This window comes from Pseudomonas sp. GW821-FHT11G12 (assembly GCF_058808055.1).
In genome coordinates, this window is sequence record NZ_JBXARH010000001.1 from 839,827 (window position 1) to 862,383 (window position 22,557).

Annotated in this window: 19 protein-coding genes; 13 read left to right on the plus strand and 6 right to left on the minus strand. The window is 61.2% G+C overall.

What is annotated here, in order from left to right; all coding sequences use genetic code 11:
- Positions 1–9 precede the first annotated feature (9 nt).
- Together AC1RR7_RS03860 and AC1RR7_RS03865 are read left to right on the plus strand one after the other, a co-directional pair.
- On the plus strand, positions 10–252 hold the full coding sequence (locus AC1RR7_RS03860; protein ID WP_096819982.1) for an HP1242/YdcH family protein: 243 nt from the start codon (positions 10–12) through the stop codon (positions 250–252).
- 107 nt (positions 253–359) lie between these two features.
- The gene (locus tag AC1RR7_RS03865) at positions 360–545 is read left to right on the plus strand and encodes a hypothetical protein (protein ID WP_102621779.1); all 186 of its coding nucleotides are present in this window, start codon (positions 360–362) and stop codon (positions 543–545) included.
- A 77-nt stretch (positions 546–622) separates the two neighbouring features.
- Here the strand turns inward: AC1RR7_RS03865 and AC1RR7_RS03870 are convergent, their stop codons facing one another.
- The 4 genes from AC1RR7_RS03870 to AC1RR7_RS03885 form a co-directional block, all read right to left on the minus strand.
- Entirely contained in the window at positions 623–1,639 is a 1,017-nt protein-coding gene (locus AC1RR7_RS03870; RefSeq protein ID WP_493156963.1) for an SMP-30/gluconolactonase/LRE family protein, read from the minus strand.
- 56 nt (positions 1,640–1,695) lie between these two features.
- A complete protein-coding gene (locus AC1RR7_RS03875) occupies positions 1,696–2,841 on the minus strand; it encodes a sterol desaturase/SRPBCC family protein (protein WP_493156201.1) in 1,146 nt (381 codons plus the stop codon).
- A gap of 110 nt (positions 2,842–2,951) precedes the next feature.
- Entirely contained in the window at positions 2,952–3,815 is an 864-nt protein-coding gene (locus AC1RR7_RS03880; RefSeq protein WP_102621816.1) for a LysR family transcriptional regulator, read from the minus strand.
- Positions 3,816–3,966: 151 nt separating this feature from the next.
- Positions 3,967–5,685 carry a hydrogenase maturation protein gene (locus tag AC1RR7_RS03885; RefSeq protein WP_493156203.1) on the minus strand — a complete coding sequence of 573 codons (1,719 nt, stop codon included), beginning with the start codon at positions 5,683–5,685 and terminating at the stop codon, positions 3,967–3,969.
- A gap of 298 nt (positions 5,686–5,983) precedes the next feature.
- Between AC1RR7_RS03885 and AC1RR7_RS03890 the strand changes: the two genes are divergently transcribed.
- From AC1RR7_RS03890 to AC1RR7_RS03935, 10 genes are all read left to right on the plus strand, one after another.
- Complete coding sequence (locus tag AC1RR7_RS03890; RefSeq protein ID WP_096819977.1) at positions 5,984–6,490, plus strand: sigma-70 family RNA polymerase sigma factor; 507 nt, start codon at positions 5,984–5,986, stop codon at positions 6,488–6,490.
- Entirely contained in the window at positions 6,487–7,437 is a 951-nt protein-coding gene (locus AC1RR7_RS03895) for a FecR domain-containing protein (protein WP_096819976.1), read from the plus strand. Before AC1RR7_RS03890 ends, AC1RR7_RS03895 begins: the two co-directional genes overlap by 4 nt.
- 91 nt (positions 7,438–7,528) lie before the next feature.
- Positions 7,529–10,450: a TonB-dependent receptor domain-containing protein gene (locus AC1RR7_RS03900; protein ID WP_493156205.1), complete on the plus strand. Its 2,922-nt coding sequence runs from the start codon at positions 7,529–7,531 to the stop codon at positions 10,448–10,450.
- A 269-nt stretch (positions 10,451–10,719) separates the two neighbouring features.
- Positions 10,720–11,196, plus strand: a complete 477-nt coding sequence (locus tag AC1RR7_RS03905; protein ID WP_096819974.1) for an antitoxin Xre/MbcA/ParS toxin-binding domain-containing protein — start codon at positions 10,720–10,722, stop codon at positions 11,194–11,196.
- Positions 11,193–11,696, plus strand: a complete 504-nt coding sequence (locus AC1RR7_RS03910; RefSeq protein WP_192558160.1) for an RES family NAD+ phosphorylase — start codon at positions 11,193–11,195, stop codon at positions 11,694–11,696. Before AC1RR7_RS03905 ends, AC1RR7_RS03910 begins: the two co-directional genes overlap by 4 nt.
- A 118-nt stretch (positions 11,697–11,814) precedes the next feature.
- Complete coding sequence (locus tag AC1RR7_RS03915) at positions 11,815–14,469, plus strand: TonB-dependent receptor (RefSeq protein ID WP_493156208.1); 2,655 nt, start codon at positions 11,815–11,817, stop codon at positions 14,467–14,469.
- A gap of 114 nt (positions 14,470–14,583) precedes the next feature.
- Positions 14,584–16,434, plus strand: a complete 1,851-nt coding sequence (locus AC1RR7_RS03920) for an extracellular solute-binding protein (RefSeq protein ID WP_493156210.1) — start codon at positions 14,584–14,586, stop codon at positions 16,432–16,434.
- Entirely contained in the window at positions 16,421–17,491 is a 1,071-nt protein-coding gene (locus AC1RR7_RS03925) for a microcin C ABC transporter permease YejB (RefSeq protein WP_493156212.1), read from the plus strand. The genes AC1RR7_RS03920 and AC1RR7_RS03925 overlap by 14 nt, the downstream gene beginning before the upstream one ends.
- The gene (locus tag AC1RR7_RS03930; protein ID WP_102621770.1) at positions 17,485–18,507 is read left to right on the plus strand and encodes an ABC transporter permease; all 1,023 of its coding nucleotides are present in this window, start codon (positions 17,485–17,487) and stop codon (positions 18,505–18,507) included. The genes AC1RR7_RS03925 and AC1RR7_RS03930 overlap by 7 nt, the downstream gene beginning before the upstream one ends.
- 1 nt (position 18,508) lies before the next feature.
- Positions 18,509–20,092: an ABC transporter ATP-binding protein gene (locus AC1RR7_RS03935; protein WP_493156214.1), complete on the plus strand. Its 1,584-nt coding sequence runs from the start codon at positions 18,509–18,511 to the stop codon at positions 20,090–20,092.
- A gap of 52 nt (positions 20,093–20,144) precedes the next feature.
- Here AC1RR7_RS03935 and AC1RR7_RS03940 read toward each other — a convergent pair whose 3' ends face one another.
- A complete protein-coding gene (locus AC1RR7_RS03940; RefSeq protein WP_085730743.1) occupies positions 20,145–20,462 on the minus strand; it encodes an SCP2 sterol-binding domain-containing protein in 318 nt (105 codons plus the stop codon).
- 48 nt (positions 20,463–20,510) lie between these two features.
- Positions 20,511–21,221, minus strand: a complete 711-nt coding sequence (locus AC1RR7_RS03945; protein WP_102621768.1) for a histidine phosphatase family protein — start codon at positions 21,219–21,221, stop codon at positions 20,511–20,513.
- Between the two features lie 205 nt (positions 21,222–21,426).
- Here AC1RR7_RS03945 and sohB point away from each other — a divergent pair, with 205 nt between their 5' ends.
- On the plus strand, positions 21,427–22,449 hold the full coding sequence (gene sohB / locus AC1RR7_RS03950; RefSeq protein WP_102621767.1) for a protease SohB: 1,023 nt from the start codon (positions 21,427–21,429) through the stop codon (positions 22,447–22,449).
- Positions 22,450–22,557 lie beyond the last annotated feature (108 nt).

A 22,557-nucleotide genomic window follows, 5' to 3' on the forward strand; every position in this document is an offset into this window, starting at 1 on the left:
AGGTGTTCCATGCCGGTGACCCATGATCTGTTACAGGACTTGAAGCTTACGAAGGAAGAGATCCAGCAAAAACGCACCGCGGATCCACATCTGGATGCACTGATCAACAAGTACTCCCAGGCGGACGCCGAAGTCGTCAAGGCCGAGACGGCGACCTCGGATGCGCCGAGCGACGACACGCTGAAGAAACTCAAAGAGAAACGCTTGCAGGTCAAAGACAAGATCGTTCAGCAGTTGCAGGCGCGAACCTGACCGTCAGTCGCGCCATTGATCTTCGGTGGTGCACGACTGGAACGACAGCCACGACGGCACCTCGAATGTACAGAGTCTTCACTTGGCGACTCTCTGCGAGGTGCCTCATGAACAAACCCAAGCTCCCCAATTACAAGTTCCCCAGTGAAGAGCAGGGCGCATTCGACCCGGTTCCCACGCATCCCGAGCCCAACAGCCCGGCGCATACCGTCCGCCATCCTGAGGAGGAACGGAAGATCGCGGATCTGCCGGAAGATGAAGACCCGGAAAAATTCGATCGGTCCAACAACTGACCGTCCGCCATCGCTGGCTCGTCGGCCCGCCGCATCGCAGCGATGGCGCCCGCCGGTTCAACACGAATTTCAGGCCTTCATTTCAAGGCCGCATCCAGCGGCATCCGCGCCATGTGCGTGGCCTTCAGCGAGCCGAAATACAACCAGTCGCCATACTCGCGCGCCGTGGTGATCGGCGAGTAATTGCCGGCGCTGCCATCCTGCAGATTGGCGATCACCTTGCCGTCCAGATCCAGCCCCAACACGAACCCGCGTTTTTCCAGCGGTTTGGGCAGGACGGTCATCGCCCGCACCAGCATCTTGCGCACGAACGGATGCCCGGCGGTGCGATCCAGCAACGGATTGCGCGGCGTGTACAGCGCCACCCAGAAACGATCCCGCCCATTGAACGCAAGGTTGTCCGGCAGCCCCGGCAGGTTGTCGATGAACAGGTCATGGGTGCCGGCCTTGGGCCCGGTCAGCCAATAGCGGCTGATGCGGTAGGCGCCGGTTTCGTTGACCAGCACATAGGCGTCTTCCGGGCCGAGGGTCACGCCGTTGGCGAATTCCAGTTTATCGAGCAGGACGCTGGTCTTGCCGGTCTGGAAGTCATAGCGCAGCAGACGCCCGTCACCGCCGTGCTCGATGATCGCTTCGCCGTCATGGCCGTAACCCCAGCGACTGGAGGCATCGCTGAAGTAGGCGTAATGCCCGGATTTGTCGATGGCCACGTCATCGGTGAAACCGAACTTCAGGCCATTGGCTTCAGTGGTCAGCGCAATCAGTCGGCCCTGGGCATCGAGTGACAGCAAACCCTTGACCCCGTCGGCGATCACCAGCAAGCCGTTGGGGTGCCGCGCCAGACCCAGAGGCCGGCCGCCGGTATCGGCCAGCACTTTGCGCTGCTGGCCGTCGAGGCTGGTGCGGATCAGGCGTCCATCGTGCAATCCGGTGATCAGCGCATCGTTTTCCAGCAGCAGGGCTTCCGGGCCTTCGATGTCGCTGGGGCCGACCTGCGCTGCGCTTTTGAGGCGCTGATTTTCGGCGTATATCCCTTCGGTCAGCGACGGTGCCGGTTGTGGCGTCCATGCCACCGGTTCAACCTTGGTCGGCATCAGCAGCAGAAAGGCCAGGATGAGGGCAATCAGCAGCAAGATCAGATGGCGCAGCTTCACACGTGAGCTCCCGCGAGTGCCAGATGCCGGGTCGCCCTGTCGCGCAGGGCCAGCATCGAGGCCGCCGATTCACGTTCGATGCGGCGTTTGAGCAGCAACTGGTTGGCGATGCGCATGCCCAGGCTCTCGAAGCGATAATCCAGAGTACGCACGAAAGCCGTACCTTCGCCTGCGGCCGAGCATTCGTAGGTCAGATGCAATGACAATCCATGATCGCCCTGGGCCCGGGCACACCAGCGTCGTCCCGGCAGGTATTCGGTGACTTCCCAGCTCAAATGGCCTTCGCGGCCACCGGCATGAATGTCTTCCTCGAAACGCGCGCCGGCATGCAGCGGCCCGGCGGGGCCATCGATTTTCAGCGAGGAAGGGTGCCATTCTGGCCAGCGGCTGACGGTAGCGGCGTAGGTGAGTACGGCAATCGGGTCGCCGGCGATGTCGATCGGATGCTGCATGCGGGTCATGGGCGTTCTCGAATCGGTCAAAGGGACGGGCTCCGGCTCCCAATAGAGGGTGCCGAACAGGTAATCCATCAGGGGCAGGACGATGTTGAAGTTGCGCTCCTGCATGCGCTCGCGCCGGTGATGCAACTCGTGCAGACGGCGCATCTGGCGGATCCACGGCAGGCGGCTCAGCGGGTGTTGCGCCGGCAAGTGCTCGCAGGCGTGAAACACCTCGTAGGTCAGGTAGCCCAGCACCATGCTGCCGCCGAACAGTCCGGCGACGTTGGCGTTGACCTGCGCGAACAGCCACCACAGGGGCAGGGTGATCACCAGCGTGTGCACCACGATCAACCACGCCGGAAACAGGATCACCCGCCAGTCGCGGGCGCTGTCCCAGGTCATGTGGCCGGGGGTGAAGAAGCTGTGATGGTCGCCGGCATGACGGGCATAGAACATCTTGGCGAAGGTTTTCTTGTGATGCCCGAGGTGGCGGTGCACCACGTACACACCGAAATTGAAGAACAGCAAGGTCAGCGGCACGGCCAGCCATTCCAGCGGACGCACCTGATGTGCGCTGCCCCAGAAGGCGCCGATGGCCAGCACGCCGAACAGCAGCACGAAGGCGCCGTGCAGCCACGGGTTGTACAGCGGATGAATCGCCGCACGATAGCGGCTGCGAAATGCCTCGGTGGTCTGCCTCACTGCGGTCACCTGCGGATATTGTCGTTATACCCGGCAGATTAGCCGATCCCGCCGTTTGTGCAGGGTCTACCTTGAGGTCACAACTGCCATGCTCCGGTGTGTAGCGGTCGTCAGCTCAACGGGTTCCAGCGTTGCGACCAGTCGTCATCGGCCTTGATCACTTCGCGCAGCAGATCGAACGCCTGTTGCAGCGTCGCCGAATCGCGGTCACGGGAGTAGACGAGGTAGGTCGGGTAGCCGAATTCCGGGGCTTTGGTGACGGTTTCCAGTGCGCCGCTGTCCAGATAAGTGCGCACCACCCGCGTGCGGAAATAGCCGCTGCCGCCGTTCTCCAGAATGTATTGCAAGGCCAGCGGGCCGAGGTTGAAGCTCAGGGCCGCCTTGGCTTTTTCCGGCAGTGCGGCGTCGTGTTGACGGCGGAAGTCCTCGCCCCAATCGATGTACACGTAGGGAGCAGGGCGGTTGGGGGTTCTGACCAGAATCAGTTTCTCTTCCAGCACTTGCTCGACCTGCAATCCCGGCCAGTATTCCGGTTGGTAGACCAGCGCTGCGTCGAGCACGCCGAGTTCAAGCTGGCGCAGCAGGTTCTCGCCGTCGCGGATGTCCATGCGCAGGGCATGGCTGGGAATCTTCTCGCGCAGTTCGGCAGCCCAACTGAGCATCAACGGGTTGCACAGACTGACCTCGCCGCCAATGTGCAGCACGTTGTCATAGCCTTCGGGCAACGGCAGGTCACGGCGGGCGGCTTCCCAGGTCTGCACCAGTTGATTGGCGTAGACCACGAAAGCCTCGCCGTTGGCAGTCAGGCGCGCACCGGCGCGGTTACGCACGAACAGTGTGCTGCCCAACTGGCTTTCGAGTTTCTGCACACGGGCGGTGATGGCGGTCTGGGTGACGAACAGCTTCTCGGCCGCCGCAGCGAGACTGCCGTGGCGGACGATTTCCAGAAAGGTGCGAGCGAGGTCGATGTCCATGGGCGGGCCGGTGTCTGAGGTGCCCGCATTGTAAGTCAAAAGCCCCTCATCGGAACGCCGCCCGCCTAGCCCTCTCCCTGTATGTACCGGAGACATGGTGAACACATGTTCGGAGACATGGTGGACGGTTTTAGATCCTCTTACCCGCCGATCAACTGACCAGCTCGGTCTCAACCACCCGAGCCCAATCCTCCACCAACCGCGCCGGCGTGCAGCAAGTCTTGCGTTTGTACACAAAATTCCGGCACTTCTCGGCGAACTGATTGCGGTTGTACAGCATGTCCTCCTGCATCTCTTGCAACTCGGTTTCGCGGCATTGGCGGATCAGCTCATGATCGACCCGCAGCTTGCGTTCACGCACTGGCGCATACGTCGGATCGCTCAGTACCGAATTGGCCCGTTGCAGCAGCCACAAACCAAACTCGTCCGGGCAACGCGGGCCGATTTCCTGGACCATGCCCAGTTGCAGCGCCTGCGCAGCGCTGACCGGCAGACAGGCCTGGGTCAGTTGTTCGGCCATGGCCGGGCCGACGGCGCGGGGCAGGCTGTAGGTCCAGTATTCCGAGCCGTACAGGCCCATGCTTTTGTAATGCGGGTTGAGCACGATGTCGGCGCGAGCGAACACGATGTCAGCCGCCAGGGCGAGCATCACACCGCCCGCGCCGGCATTGCCGGTGACGCCGCTGACCACCAGTTGCCGCGCGCTGAGCAATTCCTCGCACACATCGTCGATCGCCTGGATATTGGCCCAGGCTTCGGCGCCCGGATCTTGGGCGGCCTGGATCACGTTCAGGTGCACACCGTTGGAAAAACTGCCGCGTCCACCCTTGATCAACAGCACCTGAGTGTCTCGGGATTTGGCCCAGCGCAGGGCCTCGACCATGCGCTGGCACTGCTCGGTGCTCATGGCGCCGTTGTAGAACTCCAGTGTCAGCTCGCCGACCTGCCCGGATTCGCGATAACGGATCGGCTGATACGCCTCGTCGCTGAACGGCGCATTGGCAATCGACCAGTCCAGCACCGGCACGTGCGCCAATTGCCCGGCCAGCACATGCCGTGCCGGTCGCTTGAAGGTTTCTTCGCCCGGTTGCGGTTTGCGCCGCAGCGAGCCGATCCACAGGCTGTGATCACCGGTCGCCACCAGCACCGCATCGTCGTGCACCGCGAGGATCTCGCCGGGTATCCCGGTGCGCTGATCAAGGTGCGCGTCGTACACGTAATACTGCCCGCCAGCGAGGCTCGCGAGCACGCCGGGCTGACCGTCCGCCGCGTCGATGCAGCGTTTGATGAAGCGCGAGCAGTCGTGCCAACCGAAGGTGCGGTCGTCCTGCTTCATGTTCGGTTGCAGGCGTCCCAGAACCTTGGGATCGGCGTAATCCAGGTCCATCGGGACAAAACCGTCGATGAACTTCTCGACCACTTCACGGATGCAACGGATCGCTGCGTCACTGACCCGGCCGTTGTACAGCTCGGATTTGCGCAAGCCTGTCGGCAAGTTGAATTCGCAGGTAGCCCAGACCGGGCCGGCGTCCATTTCTTCCACCGCTTGCAGGGCGGTCACGCCCCAGGATGGCAGTTCGCGCATGATCGCCCAGTCCAGTGCGCTGGCACCGCGATCGCCGACGATGCCGGGGTGGATGATCACCACCGGACGTTGCGGGTTGCTCCACAGCGCATGGGGAACGCGGTCCTTGAGGAACGGGCAGATCACCAGGTCGGCGCCGCTGTGTTCGATCTGCTCGCACACGGCGACTTCGTCGGTGAACAGCACCACGCTGGGCGAATGGCCCGCCTGACGCAGGTCCAGCCAGGCACGCTGGGTCAGGCCGTTGAACGCCGAAGACAAAAGAATGATGTTGAGTGATCGCATGATTGCTCTTCCTTGAAGGGTCAGCCGCAGGCTCCCGGTGAGCCGTCCGTGGCTATCGATGGAGGCGCAAGGTTAGAGACTGGCGTGGCCGGCACCACTGATCGAGATCAACGTTGTGTCAGCCAATGTTGCCGTGGCGACGACGTGCCTTATTCTCAAAGGTTTGCTGATCCTGATTTTTTATTACTTCAAATGTCTTCGACGCTATTGCACAGTCGCTCCCCTGATCAACGCCGGACGATCCCGGCGTATCCATGGATTTTCGCAGCGGGTGGAGCCCGTTTTCAGGGAGTAAGGCATGGGGAGTCACAACCCGCATTACCAGGTCATCGGGCAAATGTTCCAAAAGGACTACCGATGGTTGTGCGCCGCAGTCAGCCGTACCCTCGGTTGCCCGCACAGCGCACAGGACATTGCTTCGGAAACCTTTCTTCGGGTGTTGGCATTGCCCGATCCACTGGCCATACGCGAACCCCGCGCACTGTTGACCACGATCGCCCGGCGGCTGGTGTATGAAGGCTGGCGCCGACAGGATCTTGAACGTGCCTACCTGCAAAGCCTGGCCCTGGCGCCAGAGCCGGTGCATCCGTCACCCGAAGAACGGGCGTTGGTGATCGAAGCACTGCTGGCGGTGGATCGCTTGCTCAACGGTCTGTCGGCCAAGGCCAAGGCTGCGTTTCTCTACCATCAGCTCGACGGCCTGACCTACAGCGAAATCGGCGAGCGCCTCGGCGTGTCCACCAGCCGTGTGCAGCAATACATGGTCGAGGCGTTCAAACGTTGCTATCAGGCGATGCAGGCATGAGGCCGGACGAAACGCTGATCGACGAAGCGGCGCAGTGGATGGCGTTGTTGCAATCAGGGGATGTCAGCCTGCAGGAGCGCGCAGCGTTCGACGCCTGGCGTGCGGCGGATCCACGGCATCAACAGATCATCGAGCAAATGGGCGGCGGGCTGAATCTGCTGCGTCAATCGAACCTGCGCGGGTTGCCGCGTGAGAGTGTGCTGCACAGCCTGAATGCGCCCTCCAGCAGTCGCCGCCGATTCATCAGCGGCAGCCTGAGTGTGCTCGGCATTGCGGTGCTGGCCGGTTTGCTCGGTCGACGTTATGGCTGGCTGCCGGAGGCCGGTGAGTTGTCGACCGGGACCGGGGAGCGCCGTCAATTCACGCTGGAGGATGGCAGCGCCCTGACGCTGAATGCCCGCAGCCGTGTGGTGCCGCGATTCGATAACGTCGAGCGCCTGCTGGGATTGCGCAGCGGTGAACTGCTGGTCGATGTGGCGAAAAATCTGGCTCGACCGTTTGTGGTCGAAACCGAGCACGGGCGGATGCGTGCACTCGGTACGAAATTCCTGGTGCAGCGTGCTGAGGATTCGACGCGGCTGGTGATGCTGCATTCGCAGGTCGAAGTGGTTACTGCTGGCGGCGCGCGGCAAGTGGTGGAGGCGGGCGAGAGTCTGCTGTTCAACGGGCAGGAAATCCTCGCGCTGGAACGCAGCAAAGGGCAGGAAAGCGCCTGGGTGCAAGGGCGACTCGAAGTGCGTGATCGTCCCTTGAGCGAAGTCATCGACAGCCTGCGCAGCTACCGTCGCGGCATTCTGCACCTGAGCCCCGACGTCGCCGGTCTGCGCCTCAGCGGCCTCTATCCGTTGGACGACAGCGACCGCACCTTGCAATTGCTCGAACGTTCGCTGCCGATCCGCGTCACCTGGCACAACCCGTACTGGGTGAGCATCGAAGCACGGTTATAAAACCATAACTTCCTGGTCTATCCGCGACCCTATAAAAAGCGCCGGCCCGCTGCTCATTCCCTGCAGACGCCTTCAACAGGGAAGCCCCTCGATGTTCTCATTCAAACAACAATTACCCCGCCTGACGCTGGCCGCCGCGCTGGCGATGGGCATCGTTCCTTCGGCCGTATTGGCGCAAGACGCCGCCACTCAGGTCTTTACCTTCGACATCGCCGCAGGAGCCCTCGACGAGGTGCTGCTGGATATCTCGCGCCAGACCGGCGTGCCGATTTCCTTCAGTCAGAATCTGGTGCAGGGCAAGCGCAGCAGTGCCGTGCGCGGTGCGTTGGGCGGCCGGCAGGCGGTGGAGAAGGCGTTGCTCGGCAGCGGTCTGCAAGTCGAGCAGGGCACTCAGGGTTTGAGCATTCGCCAGGCCGAGGTAACGAGCGCCGCACCGGTCAAGGCTGCCGTCGTGGCACCTGCCAGCAACGCCGATTACCGCATGGAAAAAGTCACCGTCACCGGTTCGCGGATCGCCCGGGCGCAGTCCGATGGCGCGACGCCGGTCAACGTCATCACCCACGAAGAAATGGAAGCGCGGGGCTACAAGAACGTCTACGACGCGCTCGCCACGCAGACGCAAAACACCGGCATGACCCAGGGCGAAGATTACGGCAACACCTGGCAACCGGCCGCCAGCGCCCTCAACCTGCGCGGCCTGGGGCCCAACCACACGCTGGTGCTGATCAATGGCCGGCGGGTTGCCGATTACCCGACGCCGTACGACGGCAAGGTCAACTTCACCAATCTTGCGAACATTCCGTCGGCGATCATCGACCGCATCGAAATCCTCAGCAGCGGCGCCTCGGCGATCTACGGTTCGGATGCGATTGCCGGGGTGGTGAACATCATCCTCAAGGACAAAATGAATGGCGTCGACGTCAACCTCAAGGGCGGCACCAGCGAGCGCGGCGGCGGTGACAATCAGCGGTTGCAGATCAGCGGCGGCGGCAGCTGGGGCGACTTCGATGGTTTGTTCGGGCTTGAGCTGACCAATCGTGATCCGATCTGGGCCGATGACCGAGGTTTCATGCAGAGCGGGCCGTTGGCGGATGTCGGTTACCGCCGCGACTTGAGCAACAACCGTTATCTGGGGCCGGGCTGCGGCGCTTATCAAGGCACGTTCGACAACAAACTGTTCAACAGCGGCGGGCGCTGCCGCACCGACCAGATGTACAACGATTACTGGACGATCCAGACGCAAAAGGAAAACTACGACGGCTACACCCGCGGCACCTGGCATTTCAGCGATAGCGGCCAGGTGTTCGCTGATCTGATGTATGGCCTCGACCACATTCAGAACAACACCCGTGGCCCGACCTTCACCTCGCCGGACTTCATCAACCAGAACAGCGGCAATCTGGAACGTTGGTATCGCCGTTTCGGTGAAGAAGAAATCGGCGGGCGCACCAGTAACAACAGCAAGTGGCGCGACACCTCGTGGACCGGCACGCTGGGGCTGTCGGACAAAATCGCCGACACCGGCTGGCACTATGATCTGGCGGCCAATCGCTCGGAATATAAAAGCGTGCGCACCACACGCTACACGCCGCTGTCGTCGATCCAGGATTTCTATCTCGGCCCGCAGCTCGGCACGCGCGGCGGCTACCCGGTATTTTCCCCGGACGCCGCGCGCCTCGACCGGCCATTGACGCCTCAAGAGTGGGAGCAGTTTCGCGGCAACCTGACCCAGAGCAGCAAGTCGGTGTCCACCAGCTACAACGCCTCGGTCAATGGCGATCTGTTTGACCTGCCGGCCGGCCCGGTCGGATTTGCCGGCGTACTGGAAGCAGGCAAACAGGAATACCGCATCGACCCGGACGACAGCCTCAACGACGGCAGTTTCTATGGCGTGACGCCGGCGCAAAGCTCCGGCGGTTCGCGCAAGCGATACGCGGCGGGTGGTGAGTTCAGCATTCCGGTGACCGACACAGTGCTGGCGACGGCGGCGGGGCGCTGGGACCAATACAAATTCAGCGGGCGCAGCGAACAGCAGAAAACCTACAACCTCGGTATCGAATGGCGACCGGTCACCAGCCTGTTGTTGCGCGGCAGCTACGGCACCAGTTTCCGGGCTCCGGACTTGAACTACATCTACCAGTCCGACAGCAACGGTTACTACCCGGCGCAGATCGATTATTACGGTTGCAGCCAGGGCGTGGCGGGCGCGTGTGATCGTGGGCGGGTCGACTACACACAAAGCGGCACGGCGGATCTGGAATCCGAACGCGGCAAGTCGTGGACCTACGGTTTTGTCTGGTCGCCGTCGCGCAACTTCGATTTTTCCACCGACTTCTGGCGCGTGGAAATCGATGACCTGCTGACCACCGTCGACGAAAACCGCCTGTTGCAGCAGGAGAACGAATGCCGCAACGGTACCCAGGACATCAACTCGGCCAACTGCCAGTCGACCCTCGCGCGTGTTGACCGCAATCCCGGCAATGCCGCCATTGATCCCAACCAGTTGCAGCGAGTGCGGGTGAATGCGATCAACGCGGCGAGCGAGCGGGTCAGCGGTCTCGATTTCAAGAGCAACATTCGCTGGGGCGCGGGCCAGTACGGCGCGTTCAGTTCGGCGCTGGGCTACACCCTGGTGTTGTCGCACTTCTACAAGGAATCGGACGAAGCCCCGACCCAGGATTGGCGCACTTCGCGCACCAACTACGACTGGCGCAGCAAGGTCAACGCCAGCCTGACCTGGGACTATCAGAAGGCCACAGCGACGCTGATGGGCATTCGGTATGGCTCGGTCACCAACGGCGCGGGTGACGGGCGTCTGTCGCCGTGGACGGTGTTCAACGCCAGTGCGCGCTATCGCTTGAACGACCGGGCAAGCGTCGGGCTGACCGTGAACAACGTGCTCAATCAGGTCAAGCATGACGACTCGGCAGGCTGGCCGTATTACCCGACCGGCAACTACGACCCTTACGGCCGTCAGTGGTGGCTGGATGTGAGTTATCACTTCGGGAGTTGAGCGAGGAACGCTGCTCGGCAGCGTCCTACGGAAGTTGCCGGATTTTGAGTGAAAGCAGGGATATTTCCGACGACTTTTTAAGGTTGGCCGTCGGAAGTGGGGTCTATAGCATCGGTCGTGACATGAAGTCACTGACCGGCCTGAACGCTCGGGCCCCTGACATTGGATGGATTATGCGAACCGCACATCTCGAGCACGAAAACTCTACTTATTCCCCTCGTGATTTCTGGCGTGCCGATCACGCCAGGTGCCCTACGGAGGGTGCTCCCATGCCCCAGACAAAAGCACCCCGGCTCACCGGGCTGAAGAGAGTCGAGGGCAAACCCGTGGAGTTGTTGCTGCATGGCCGGATATGGGACAGGGACACCATGTACATCATCCGTTATGCGCTGGAAGGCTTTGATCTGCGTGACGTCGTCAACATGATTTCAACGTCTGAGCTGTACCGGGAAAGCGAACTTGTGCAGCTCATCACCGGAAGGTCCGTCAGAACCGTACGGCGCTTGCTTAACAGCGACGAGCCTACGCGCCTGAGCCGCCAGCAGAGCATGATCGCCTTCCAGTATGCGCACGCTCTGGAGTCCGCCATCGAGGTGTTCCACGATCAGTCGAGCGCCGAGGAATGGTTGAACAAGGCAACCAAATGGTTAAACGGTTACAGACCCGTCGCATTGATTGAGAGCTCTTTGGGGTATCAATCGGTCGATGCTTATCTGCACCGAATCAAATACGGGGTTTATCAATGAACCCGTTGCCTTGGGACGACCGTTGGTACGCGTGGCGGCTGGACCCTGAGGTTTATCGATGCACCTGGGACAGCGGTATTGGTTCGGAACTGCAGGGTGGCCGATGGAACCGGCCCGGCCGGCGTGTCGTTTATGCCTCGATCGATCCCTCTACCGCCATTCTGGAGGTGGCAGCTCATGGGAGTTTTAACGCACTGGATAAAAGTCCCTATGTGCTGACGTGCTTTGAGGTGATCAGTGAGGCACTTGTGAAAATCGTGCAACCCGAGGAGCTGCCCAACCCTTACTGGATGAGCCCGGCACAGTCTTCGCCTAACCAGCAGGATTTTGCCGATGCATTGCTCGCCGAGCATCCGTTCGTACTGATCCCCTCGGCAGCCACCCGGCATTCGTGGAACTTGCTGGTGAGCTGCGATTTGGCGGAAGGGCAATTCAGGATGGTCTCGCAAGAGCGGTTCGGGCTGGATACACGATTGCTGAGGGATGCAGAACTGGCCTGAGCAATCCACATGCCTTTTTTTGCATAACCTCAGCACCCAACGGTCTAAATCGCGCCCTATAAATCGCCATCTGCCATCGCACATCCCTGCATAAACCAAAACGCAGGGATGGCTGTTCATGATTCGATTTTCACCCGTTAAATCCCCGTTGAGCCTGGCCTTGCTGCTGGCGATCAACACATTGCCGGCGATTGCCGCCGACAGCAGTGCTACAGAGCCGACCACTCAACTGCAGCGGGTCGAAGTCACCGGCACCGCGATCCGCCGAGTCGATGCCGAAACAGCGGTGCCGGTCACCATCCTCCGGGTCGAAGAATTGCAGAAGCAAGGCGTGACCACCACTGAAGAACTGGTCAATCGCATTTCTGCCAACCAGTCTTCCGTGGGCTCCGGACGTTCGGTGGGTTCGAGCAGCGGCGGGGCGTCTTACGCTGACCTGCGAGGCATTGGCCCGAACAAGACGCTGGTGCTGCTTAACGGTCGCCGCTTGAGCAATAACGCGACCAACGCCATCAACGGCTCCGGCGTGGACCTCAATACCATCCCGTTCGCCGCCATCGACCGGGTTGAAGTGCTGCGCGACGGTGCTTCGGCGTTGTACGGCACCGATGCCATCGGCGGGGTGATCAACTTCATCACCAAGACCAGCCTCACCGAAGGTCAGATCAGCACCAACTACGACACGCCGACCCATTCCGGTGGCGGTGAAAGCCGCAACTTCAGCGGTAGTTGGGGTTTTGGAGATTTGCAGGACGATCGCTTCAACGTGTTCGGCGTTGTGAGTTACGACAAGCAGCAACGGCTGGCCGCCGAAGATCGCGCCTACACCTACAACTACCAGCCGGGGCGAGGACTTGATTACACCTCCGGTACCGCGTCACCCGCCAACTGGAGTCAGGGCAGCAACGCCACCAACCCGTTGGCCGGTTCCGGTTGCAATGCACCGGGCCTGCTGTCGCGCAACGGCATCTGCCGCCAGAGCCTGTGGAATTACCTCGATCTGGTGCCGGAAACCGAAAAGACGTCGGCCTTCGCCAAAGCCACCGGCAAGCTGTCGGACGATCACAACGTCAGCCTCGAATACTTCTGGGCGCGCAACGAAAACCGCACCCAGATCGGCCCCGGTACGTTGATGGGCAATCAGGTCAATCCTGGTACTGCGTTTTATCCGGGCAACGGCATCACCCCGGGGCCGAGCGGTTTTGCCCTTGATCCAACGCAACCGGTAGACGTGAACTGGCGCGAAACCGCTGTCGGTGCTCGCCAGCATGAGGACGACAACACGGGTCAGCGCCTGCTGCTGAGTTTCGACGGCACGCTCGTCGGTTGGGACTACAACGTCGGTGCCTCGTACAACCAGAACAAAGTGGTCAATACCATCCGTAGCGGTTATGTGAACGACCGGGCTGTCAGCCAGGGCATTGTCAATGGCGTGATCAACCCGTTCGGCCCGCAGACGGCTGCAGGTTCCGCGTTGCTGGCAGCCAACGCGGTGGACGGCGATTACGGAACAGCTGTCGGTCGGGTGAAGGCGATTGATGGCCGTGTCAGCCGCGAGATTGGTGACTGGTTTGGCGCAGGCCCTTCGGCGCTGGCACTGGGTGGCGAGTACCGCAAGGAAGACTTCCATCAGGATTTCGCCCAGTTCGCGGCTGATGTGCAGAGCCTGGGCGTTGACCCCAATGCCAGCGTCACCGGGGACCGCAGCGTCTCGGCGCAGTACGCCGAGGTCAACGTGCCGGTGCTCGACAGCCTGGAACTGTCCGCCGCCGTGCGCCACGACAAATACAGCGATTTCGGCAGCACCACCAACCCGAAATACTCGTTCCGCTTCCAGCCGTTCAAGGAGCTGGTGGTTCGCGGCGCCTATAGTGAAGGTTTCCGCGCGCCGTCGCTGTATGAGCTCTATAACCCGAACTTCACCACGTTCACCGTGGCCAATTACAACGACCCGCGGCTGTGTGCCGGTGGCAACCCGAGCAACGGCGGGATCGCCAACCGCGACTGCGCTCAGCAGTTCAACAGTCGGACCGGCGGCAACAGGGACCTGAGCCCGGAAACCGCGCGCAACGTCACCCTCGGCTTCGTGTATCAGCCGTTCGATCGCCTGACCACCGGGCTGGATTTCTGGTGGATCAATATCGCCAACCAGATCGCCGAATTCCCTGAGTCGGCGGTGTTCGAAAACCCGGAACTGTACCCGGATCGTTTAATCCGCAAGCCTGATGGCTCCATCGATCACATCGTCACGGGACTGGCCAACCTGGGCAAGATCAAGACCAACGGTGTCGACGTGAGTTTCGACTACCGCTTGCCAAGCACGGCTTACGGCGATTTCGGGATTGGTCTGCAAGGGACCTATGTCAGTCGTTACGAGTATCAGCAGCAACTCAAGGGCGACTACATCGACAAACTCGGCGATTTTCGCGGCGGCGACTTTGCTTCGGCCGGTGCCGTGGCCCGCTGGCGTCACAGCCTGACCGGCAGCTGGAACTACGGCCCGTTCGGCGCGAGCCTGACCAACCGCTACACCAGCGGTTATCACGACTCGGATCGTGAGACCCACGACTACGTTGGCTCCTACAACGTCTGGGACGTGGCCGGCACCTACACCTGGCGCAAGACCCTGGCCGTGACGCTGGGGGTGAAGAACCTGTTCGACCGCGAGCCGCCATTCAGCAACCAGACCTACACGTTCCAGAGCGGCTACGACCCGAAATACGGCGATCCGTTCGGGCGGACGCTGTTCACGCGGGTCAACTACAAGTTCTGAGAGTGACCAGTCGGTGCCGGTTTTAGTAACCGATCGTTCTAAAACCGGCCCTATAAAAAATGCCTGCCCGCTGCACATCAAAGGTAGGCAGGTACGCGGTTAAAGGATCTGCCCATGTTTTCCAGACTCACTTTGCTGGGCGTATGTCTTGTGCTGAGCCCGGCGATATTTGCGCAGCCTCAACATGCCCTCACGGTCTACGGCGAGGCCCCGAAGTACGCCCCGGACTTTCAGCACCTGGCCTACGCCAACCCCGACGCACCCAAGGGCGGCAGCCTGCGGCGTTCTTCGCTGGAAAGCGGTCCGTTCGATCACCTGATTCCCTACGTCGAAAAAGGCACCGGCGTCGCAGAGATCGATGGCTGGCTCTACGCGCCACTGGCTTATCGCAGCAAGGATGAGCCCTACAGCGTCTACGGCCTGGTGGCGCAACGCATGGAACTGGACGCGGATCGGCGCTGGGTGCGCTTCTATCTCAATCCAGCGGCGCGTTTCGATGACGGCACGCCGATCACCGCCGAGGACGTGCGCTACACCTTCGAGCTGTTCACCACCCAGGGCAGCCTGAAGTATCGGCAGCAGTTTCGGGATGTCGCCGAAGTGCAGGTCGAGTCGCCAACCCAGGTGCGCTTCGTGTTCAAGAACAACGACAGCCGCACCTTGCCGCTGGATCTGGCGGTGCTGCCCGTGCTGCCCGAGCACTGGTGGCGCACGCGGGACTTTGCCGAAGGTGCTGGTTTCGAGATTCCGCCCGGCAGCGGCCCCTATCGGGTCAGTGCGGTGGATGCCGGTCGCAGTGTGAAATTCCAGCGGGTTCAGGACTGGTGGGGCAAGGATCTGCCAATCAGTCGCGGGTTCTACAACTTCGATCAGTTGAGTGTGGAGTTCTTCGCCGACACCGACGTATCGCGGCAAGTGCTCAAGGCCGGCGGCTTCGATTACAACCGCGAGTTCTCCGCCACCAGTTACACCATTGGTTATGCCGGCGCAGCGCTGGAGCAGGGCAAACTGTTGCGCGAACACCTCGCTCCCGGTGCCGCTCAAGGCGCTCAGGGTTTCGTGTTCAACCTGCAGAAACCGATGTTTCAGGATCGCCGGGTGCGCCAAGCGATCGCCATGCTCTGGGATTTCGAATGGAGCAATCGGCAAATGATGCGCAGCATGTACCTGCGCCAGCGCAGTTACTTCTCCCACAGCGCGCTGTCGGCGACTGAATTGCCGGACGCCGGAGAACTGAAAATCCTCGAGCCCTGGCGCGGCAAGATCCCCGATGAGGTGTTCAGTCAGGTGTTCGAGGCGCCGCGCACCGACGGCAGCGGCAACATCCGGGTGCAACAGTTGCAGGCGCTGAAACTGCTGGAGGCCGCTGGTTGGAAACCCCGTGGCGATCAACTGGTGAATGCCGCCGGCGAGCCGCTGCAATTCACCTTTCTCAACGGCCAGAAAGGTTTCGAGCGCTTGTTGCTGCCGTTCAAACGCAACCTGGCGCAGATCGGCATCGGCTTCGATATTCGTCAGGTCGACACCGCGCAATACACCAACCGCGTGCGCAATCGCGACTACGACATGATCGTCGTCGGTTATCCGGTGAGTCAGGCACCAGGGCGCGAAATGTTCAATTACTTCGGCTCCGACGGCGCCGATGATCCGGGTTCCAACAACTACATGGTGCTGCGTGATCCGGCGGTGGATGCGCTGCTCGAAGGCGTGGTGCAGGCCGACAGCCGCGCGAGTCTGTTGCGCCATGCCCGTGCGCTGGACCGGGTGTTGCAGTGGGGCTACTACTGGATTCCCAACTATTACCCACCGGGTATTTCCACGGTGTGGTGGAACCGTTTCGGCCGGCCGGCGATTGCGCCGCTGTACGACGCCGGCCTGGATACCTGGTGGGAAATCAGTCCGACGGCGTTGACCGCCACTCAGGCGCAAAAACAGCAAAAGGAGTTGGCCCATGTGGGGTTATAGCCTGCGGCGTCTGCTGCTGATCGTGCCGACCTTGTTGGCGATTCTGTTGGTGAACTTCGTGATCGTGCAGGCTGCGCCCGGTGGCCCGGTCGAGCAGGCCATCGCCCGTTTGCAGGGGATCGGTGTCGGCGGGGCGGTGGGTGCAAGTCATGTCGAAACCATTGGCGGCGAGTCCCGCGCGACCCGTGGCCTGGACCCGAAACTGGTGGCCGATATCGAGCGTCAGTACGGGTTCGACAAACCCGCCAGCGAGCGCTTGTGGCTGATGCTCAAAAGCTACGCGCAACTGGACTTCGGCAAGAGTTTCTTCCGGGGCGCGACGGTGACGGAATTGATCTGGCAGAAATTGCCGGTGACCTTGTCGCTGGGTCTGTGGGCGACGTTGATCACCTATCTGGTGTCGATCCCGCTGGGCATTCGCAAGGCCGTGCACAACGGTTCGGCGTTCGATGTCTGGAGCAGCGCGGCGATCATCATCGGTTACGCGATGCCGGGCTTTTTGTTCGCCCTGTTGTTGATCGTGGTGTTTGCCGGCGGCACGGCGCTGGACTGGTTTCCGGTGCGCGGGCTGGTCTCGGACAACTTCGCCGAGCTGACGCCGTGGGGCAAGGTGGCGGACTACTTCTGGCATCTGGTGTTGCCGGTCAGCGCGCTGGTGGTCGGTGGTTTCGCGACCCTGACGATCCTGACCAAGAACAGCTTCCTCAACGAGATCTCGCGGCTGTACGTGGTCACGGCCCGGGCCAAGGGGTTGAGTGAGCGACAGGTGTTGTACGGGCACGTGTTTCGCAATGCGATGCTGTTGGTGGTCGCTGGGTTGCCTCAGGCGCTGGTGACCGTGTTCTTCGGCGGCTCGCTGCTGATCGAGGTGATTTTTTCCCTCGATGGTCTCGGGCGCCTGAGTTACGAGGCGGCGGTGTCGAGGGATTACCCAGTGGTGTTCGGTTCGCTGTTCATCTTCACCCTGTTCGGACTCTTGATAAAACTGCTCGGCGACCTGTGCTACACGCTGGTCGACCCGCGTATCGACTTCTCTGCGAGGACCGCCCGATGCTGACGTTATCTCCCATCGGACAGCGCCGTTGGGCGCGGTTCAAGGCTCATCGGCGCGGCTGGTGGTCGTTGTGGCTGTTTCTCGCACTCTTCGGTTTGAGCCTTGGCGGTGAACTGGTCGCCAACGATAAACCGCTGTTGGTGAGCTACCAGGGCGGTTGGTATTTTCCGGCGTTCAAGCGTTACACCGAACAGGATTTCGGCGGCGAGTTGCCGTTTCAGCCCGACTATCGCAGCGCCCAGGTGCGCGAGCTGATCGAGGGGCAGGGCGGGCGGATGTGGTTTGCGCCGATCCCCTTCGGTTTCGACACGGTCAATTACGACCTCACGGAACCGGCACCGAGCCCGCCCACCGGTGAGAACTGGCTGGGCACTGATGATCAGGCGCGGGATGTGCTGGCGCGGGTGATTTTCGGTACGCGGGTGTCACTGCTGTTTGCCTTGGCACTGACCGCGACCAGTGCGTTGATCGGCATCGCCGCCGGTGCGTTGCAGGGCTACTACGGCGGTTGGGTCGACTTGATCGGACAGCGTTTGCTGGAGGTCTGGTCGGGGCTGCCGGTGTTGTATCTGCTGATCATTCTGTCGGGCTTCGTCGAGCCGAATTTCTGGTGGCTGCTGGGCATCATGGCGCTGTTTTCCTGGCTGAGCCTGGTGGATGTGGTGCGCGCCGAGTTTCTGCGCAGCCGTGGGCTCGAGTACGTGAAAGCGGCGCGGGCACTGGGCGTCGGCGATGCGCAGGTGATCGTGCGGCACATCTTGCCCAATGCCATGAGCGCGACGCTGACGTACCTGCCGTTCATTCTCACCGGAGCCATCGCGACGTTGTCTGCGCTGGATTTCCTGGGTTTCGGCATGCCGGCGGGCAGTGCGTCGCTGGGTGAATTGATCGGTCAGGGCAAGACCAATCTGCAAGCGCCGTGGCTGGGCCTGACAGCGTTTTTTGCTCTCGCGCTGATTCTTTCATTGCTCGTATTCATCGGCGAAGCGTGCCGTGATGCCTTCGACCCCAGGACTTGATATGCGTGAACATTTGATCGAAATACGCGACCTGCGGGTTGCCTTCAAAGGCCAGGAAGTGGTCCACGGCATCGACCTCGACATCCGTCCGGGTGAATGCCTGGCGCTGGTGGGGGAGTCCGGTTCAGGCAAGTCGGTGACGGCCCACAGCATTCTGCAACTGCTGGACCCGAACATCACGAAGATCGACGGCAGCATTCGTTATGGCGGCGAAGAGTTGCTGGGTGTGCACGAGCGCTATCTGCGGCAATTGCGCGGCAACCGCATTGCGATGATTTTTCAGGAGCCGATGAGTTCGCTGAACCCGTTGCACAGCATCGAGCGGCAACTTGGCGAAAGCCTGGCGCTGCACAAAGGTCTGGCGGGCGCGGCGGCACGCAAACGGATTCTGGAGCTGTTGGAGCTGGTGGGCATTCAACGCCCGAGCGAGCGTCTGAAGGCTTACCCGCATCAGCTCTCAGGCGGGCAACGGCAGCGAGTGATGATCGCGATGGCACTGGCATGCGAGCCGCAATTGCTGATTGCCGATGAGCCGACCACCGCCCTCGATGTTACCGTGCAGCGCAAGATTCTTCTGTTGCTCCAAGAGCTGCAACAACGCCTGGGCATGGCGCTGCTGATCATCAGTCACGACTTGAATCTGGTACGCACCATCGCCCAGCGAGTCGCGGTGATGCGCGGCGGCGAGATCGTCGAACAGGCGACTTGCGAGCAACTGTTCCGGGCGCCGCAGCATCCCTACAGTATTGAATTGCTTAACGCCGAACCCGGGGGCATGGCGCTGTGTCGGGACAAGTCGGAGGAACTGTTGCAAGTGCGCGATCTCAACGTGCGCTTTCGACTCGGTGGCGGCTGGCTGCGCCCAAAGTCGTATCTGCACGCGGTCAACGGTATCGATCTGAGCCTGCAACGGGGGCGGACCTTGGGGATTGTCGGTGAGTCGGGCTCCGGCAAGTCCACCCTCGGCCAGGCGATCCTGCGACTGATCGAGGCTGACGGCAGCATCCGTTTCGAAGGCAAGGCGCTGGAAGGCCTGAGCGGAAAGCAGCTACGGCCGCTACGCAAACGCCTGCAAGTGGTGTTTCAGGATCCGTTCGGCAGCCTCAGTCCGCGCTTGTGCGTGGAGCAGATCATCGCCGAGGGTCTGCAGGTGCACAGCGACATGAATGCGCGGGAACGTGAACAGGCCGTGATTGATGTCTTGCGGGAGGTGGGCCTCGATCCGGCGACACGTCATCGCTATCCCCACGAGTTTTCCGGCGGGCAGCGGCAACGCATCGCCATTGCCCGGGCGTTGGTGCTCAAGCCGGATCTGATCCTGCTCGACGAGCCGACGTCGGCGCTGGATCGCACGGTGCAGAAACAGATCGTCGCGCTGTTGCGCCGGTTACAGGAGGAACACGGTCTGACGTATCTGTTCATCAGTCATGACCTGGCGGTAGTGCGGGCACTGGCCCACGACCTGATCGTGATGAAGGATGGCGAGGTGGTGGAGCGAGGGGAAACGGGCGAGTTGTTCGGCTCGGCAAAACACCCGTATACGCGGGAGTTGCTGGCGGCGTCGTTTGCCGGTTCGAGCGCCTGAAGTGACAAATCCCGCCACAGGGGCGGGATTTGTTTGCAGTCTGGCTGCCGACTTATGCCGGGAACAGCTCGGACAGTTTCATCGACAGCATCATGTCGCCTTCAACGCGCAGCTTGCCGCCCATGAAGGCTTGCATGCCGTCGGTTTCGCCGCTGACGATGCCTTTCAGGGTTTCGCTGTCCAGCACGAGCGTGCAGTTGGCGTCGGCGTTTTCGCCTTCCTGGATGTCGCAAGTGCCGTCTTTGACGATCAGGGCGTAGTGCTTGTCTTCGTCAGTGATGTTGAAACCGAAGATCAGATCCAGACCGGCAGCAGCGGCTGGGTTGAACTTGGCTTGCATTGCTTTTACGGCATCAGCTACGGAGGTCATGGTTCGATCCTTTTTGGTTGATTGCAGCAGGGTCACAGTAATCCGGACTCAGCGAAAAGTGATGAGTTCCGGGGCCTTCAGCAGTTGCAGGTGTGCATGACTGTTGAAGGAAGCCAGAGCCACCTCGCGACCGCGAAACTTCAGCTGGTTGAGCGAGGTGTTGACGATTTGCCAGTTCAGTTCAAAGGCCTGCCGTGCAGGCATTTGCGTAATCAGGTGGAGCAGGGCGGTGATGGTGCCACCCGAGGTGAACACTGCGATTTTCTGGGTGTTGTCGGCCTGATCGAGTAGGCGGTTCAGCCCGGCCTGGACCCGTTCGACGAAGCCCAGCCAGCTTTCCAGCCCCGGCGTGTCGTAGGTGCCGGCCAGCCAGCGTTCGATGATCAGGGCGAAGATGCGCTGGAACTCGCCACGGTTCTGTGCGGCGTTGCGCAGGATCTCCAGCGCTTCGGGTTCTTCGGGCAGCATGGCCGGGAGCAGGGCGCGGATCACGGCGTCGGCGTCGAATTCGTTGAAGGCCGAATCGATTTCCAGAGCGGGGACCGGCAGGCCCACGGCGGCGAACTGTTCCAGCGCGCTGTTGGCCGTGTGTTGCTGACGGCGTAGATCGCCTGACAGGCAGCGATCGAAGCTGACGCCGAGCTCGGCGAGGTGGCGGCCGAGGATCTCTGCCTGGCGTACACCGGTCGGCGACAGGACGTCATAGTCGTCTGCACCGAAGGAGGCCTGGCCATGTCGAATCAAGTAGATGCTGCCCACGTCCGCGTCATCCCGGTACGTTGAAGGTTGTGGCGAGGTTATGGGGATGGCGGAGAGCTGTCAATGAAAAAACATACGCTTGTTTGAAATGCCCGTTACAGGCCTGTTTCCAGAGGTTTCACGGCTGGCCGACGAAGCAGTGCATGGGTATGCTGGGGGTATCCCGCGCGTGTTAAGCAATTGCGCATCGTTTGAAGGAGTCACTGTGGAGTTTTTGACTGAATACGCCAGTTTCCTGGCCAAGACCGTGACACTGGTCATCGCGATTCTGGTGGTGCTGGCCAGTTTTGCTGCATTACGCAGCAAGGGCCGACGCAAGTCTGCGGGCCAGTTGCAGGTCAACAAGCTCAATGATTTCTATAAGGGCCTGCGTGAGCGCCTGGAACAGACCTTGCTCGACAAGGATCAGCTCAAGACCTTGCGCAAGGGCGAGGCCAAGGCCGAGAAGAAACAGAAGAAGAACCCGGACGCCAAACCGCGGGTATTCGTGCTGGATTTCGATGGCGACATCAAGGCGTCGGCTACCGAAAGCCTGCGCCACGAAATCACCGCGCTGCTGACCCTGGCTACACCGAAGGATGAAGTGGTCCTGCGTCTGGAGAGTGGCGGCGGCATGGTTCACAGCTATGGCCTGGCCTCGTCGCAACTGGCGCGCATCCGTGAAGCCGGCGTGCCGTTGACCGTGTGCATCGACAAGGTCGCGGCGAGCGGCGGCTACATGATGGCCTGTATCGGCGAGAAGATCATCAGCGCGCCGTTTGCCATTCTCGGCTCGATCGGTGTGGTGGCGCAGCTGCCGAACGTCAATCGCCTGCTGAAAAAGCATGACATCGATTTCGAAGTGCTGACCGCTGGCGAATACAAGCGCACCCTCACCGTGTTTGGCGAAAACACCGAGAAGGGCCGGGAGAAATTCCAGGAAGACCTGGACATCACCCATAAACTGTTCAAGAACTTCGTCGCGCGTTATCGCCCACAGCTGGCGATCGACGAAGTGGCCACCGGTGAAGTCTGGCTCGGCATCGCAGCCCTGGAAAAACAACTGGTAGACGAACTCAAGACCAGCGACGAGTACCTGGCTGAGCGCGCTAAACAATCCGAGGTCTATCACCTGCACTATGCCGAACGCAAAAGCCTGCAGGAGCGTATCGGCATGGCGGCCAGCGGCTCGGTGGATCGCGTGTTGCTGAGCTGGTGGAGCCGGCTGACCCAGCAACGTTTCTGGTAAGTGTTGCGTACGCTCGTGAGGTTTCAGCCTCGCGAGCGTGGAGCGCTTTTATCGTAAGACAGTGCGGTATATAGATATCTTATCGTCGCATAATGTTGTTGTTTTGGT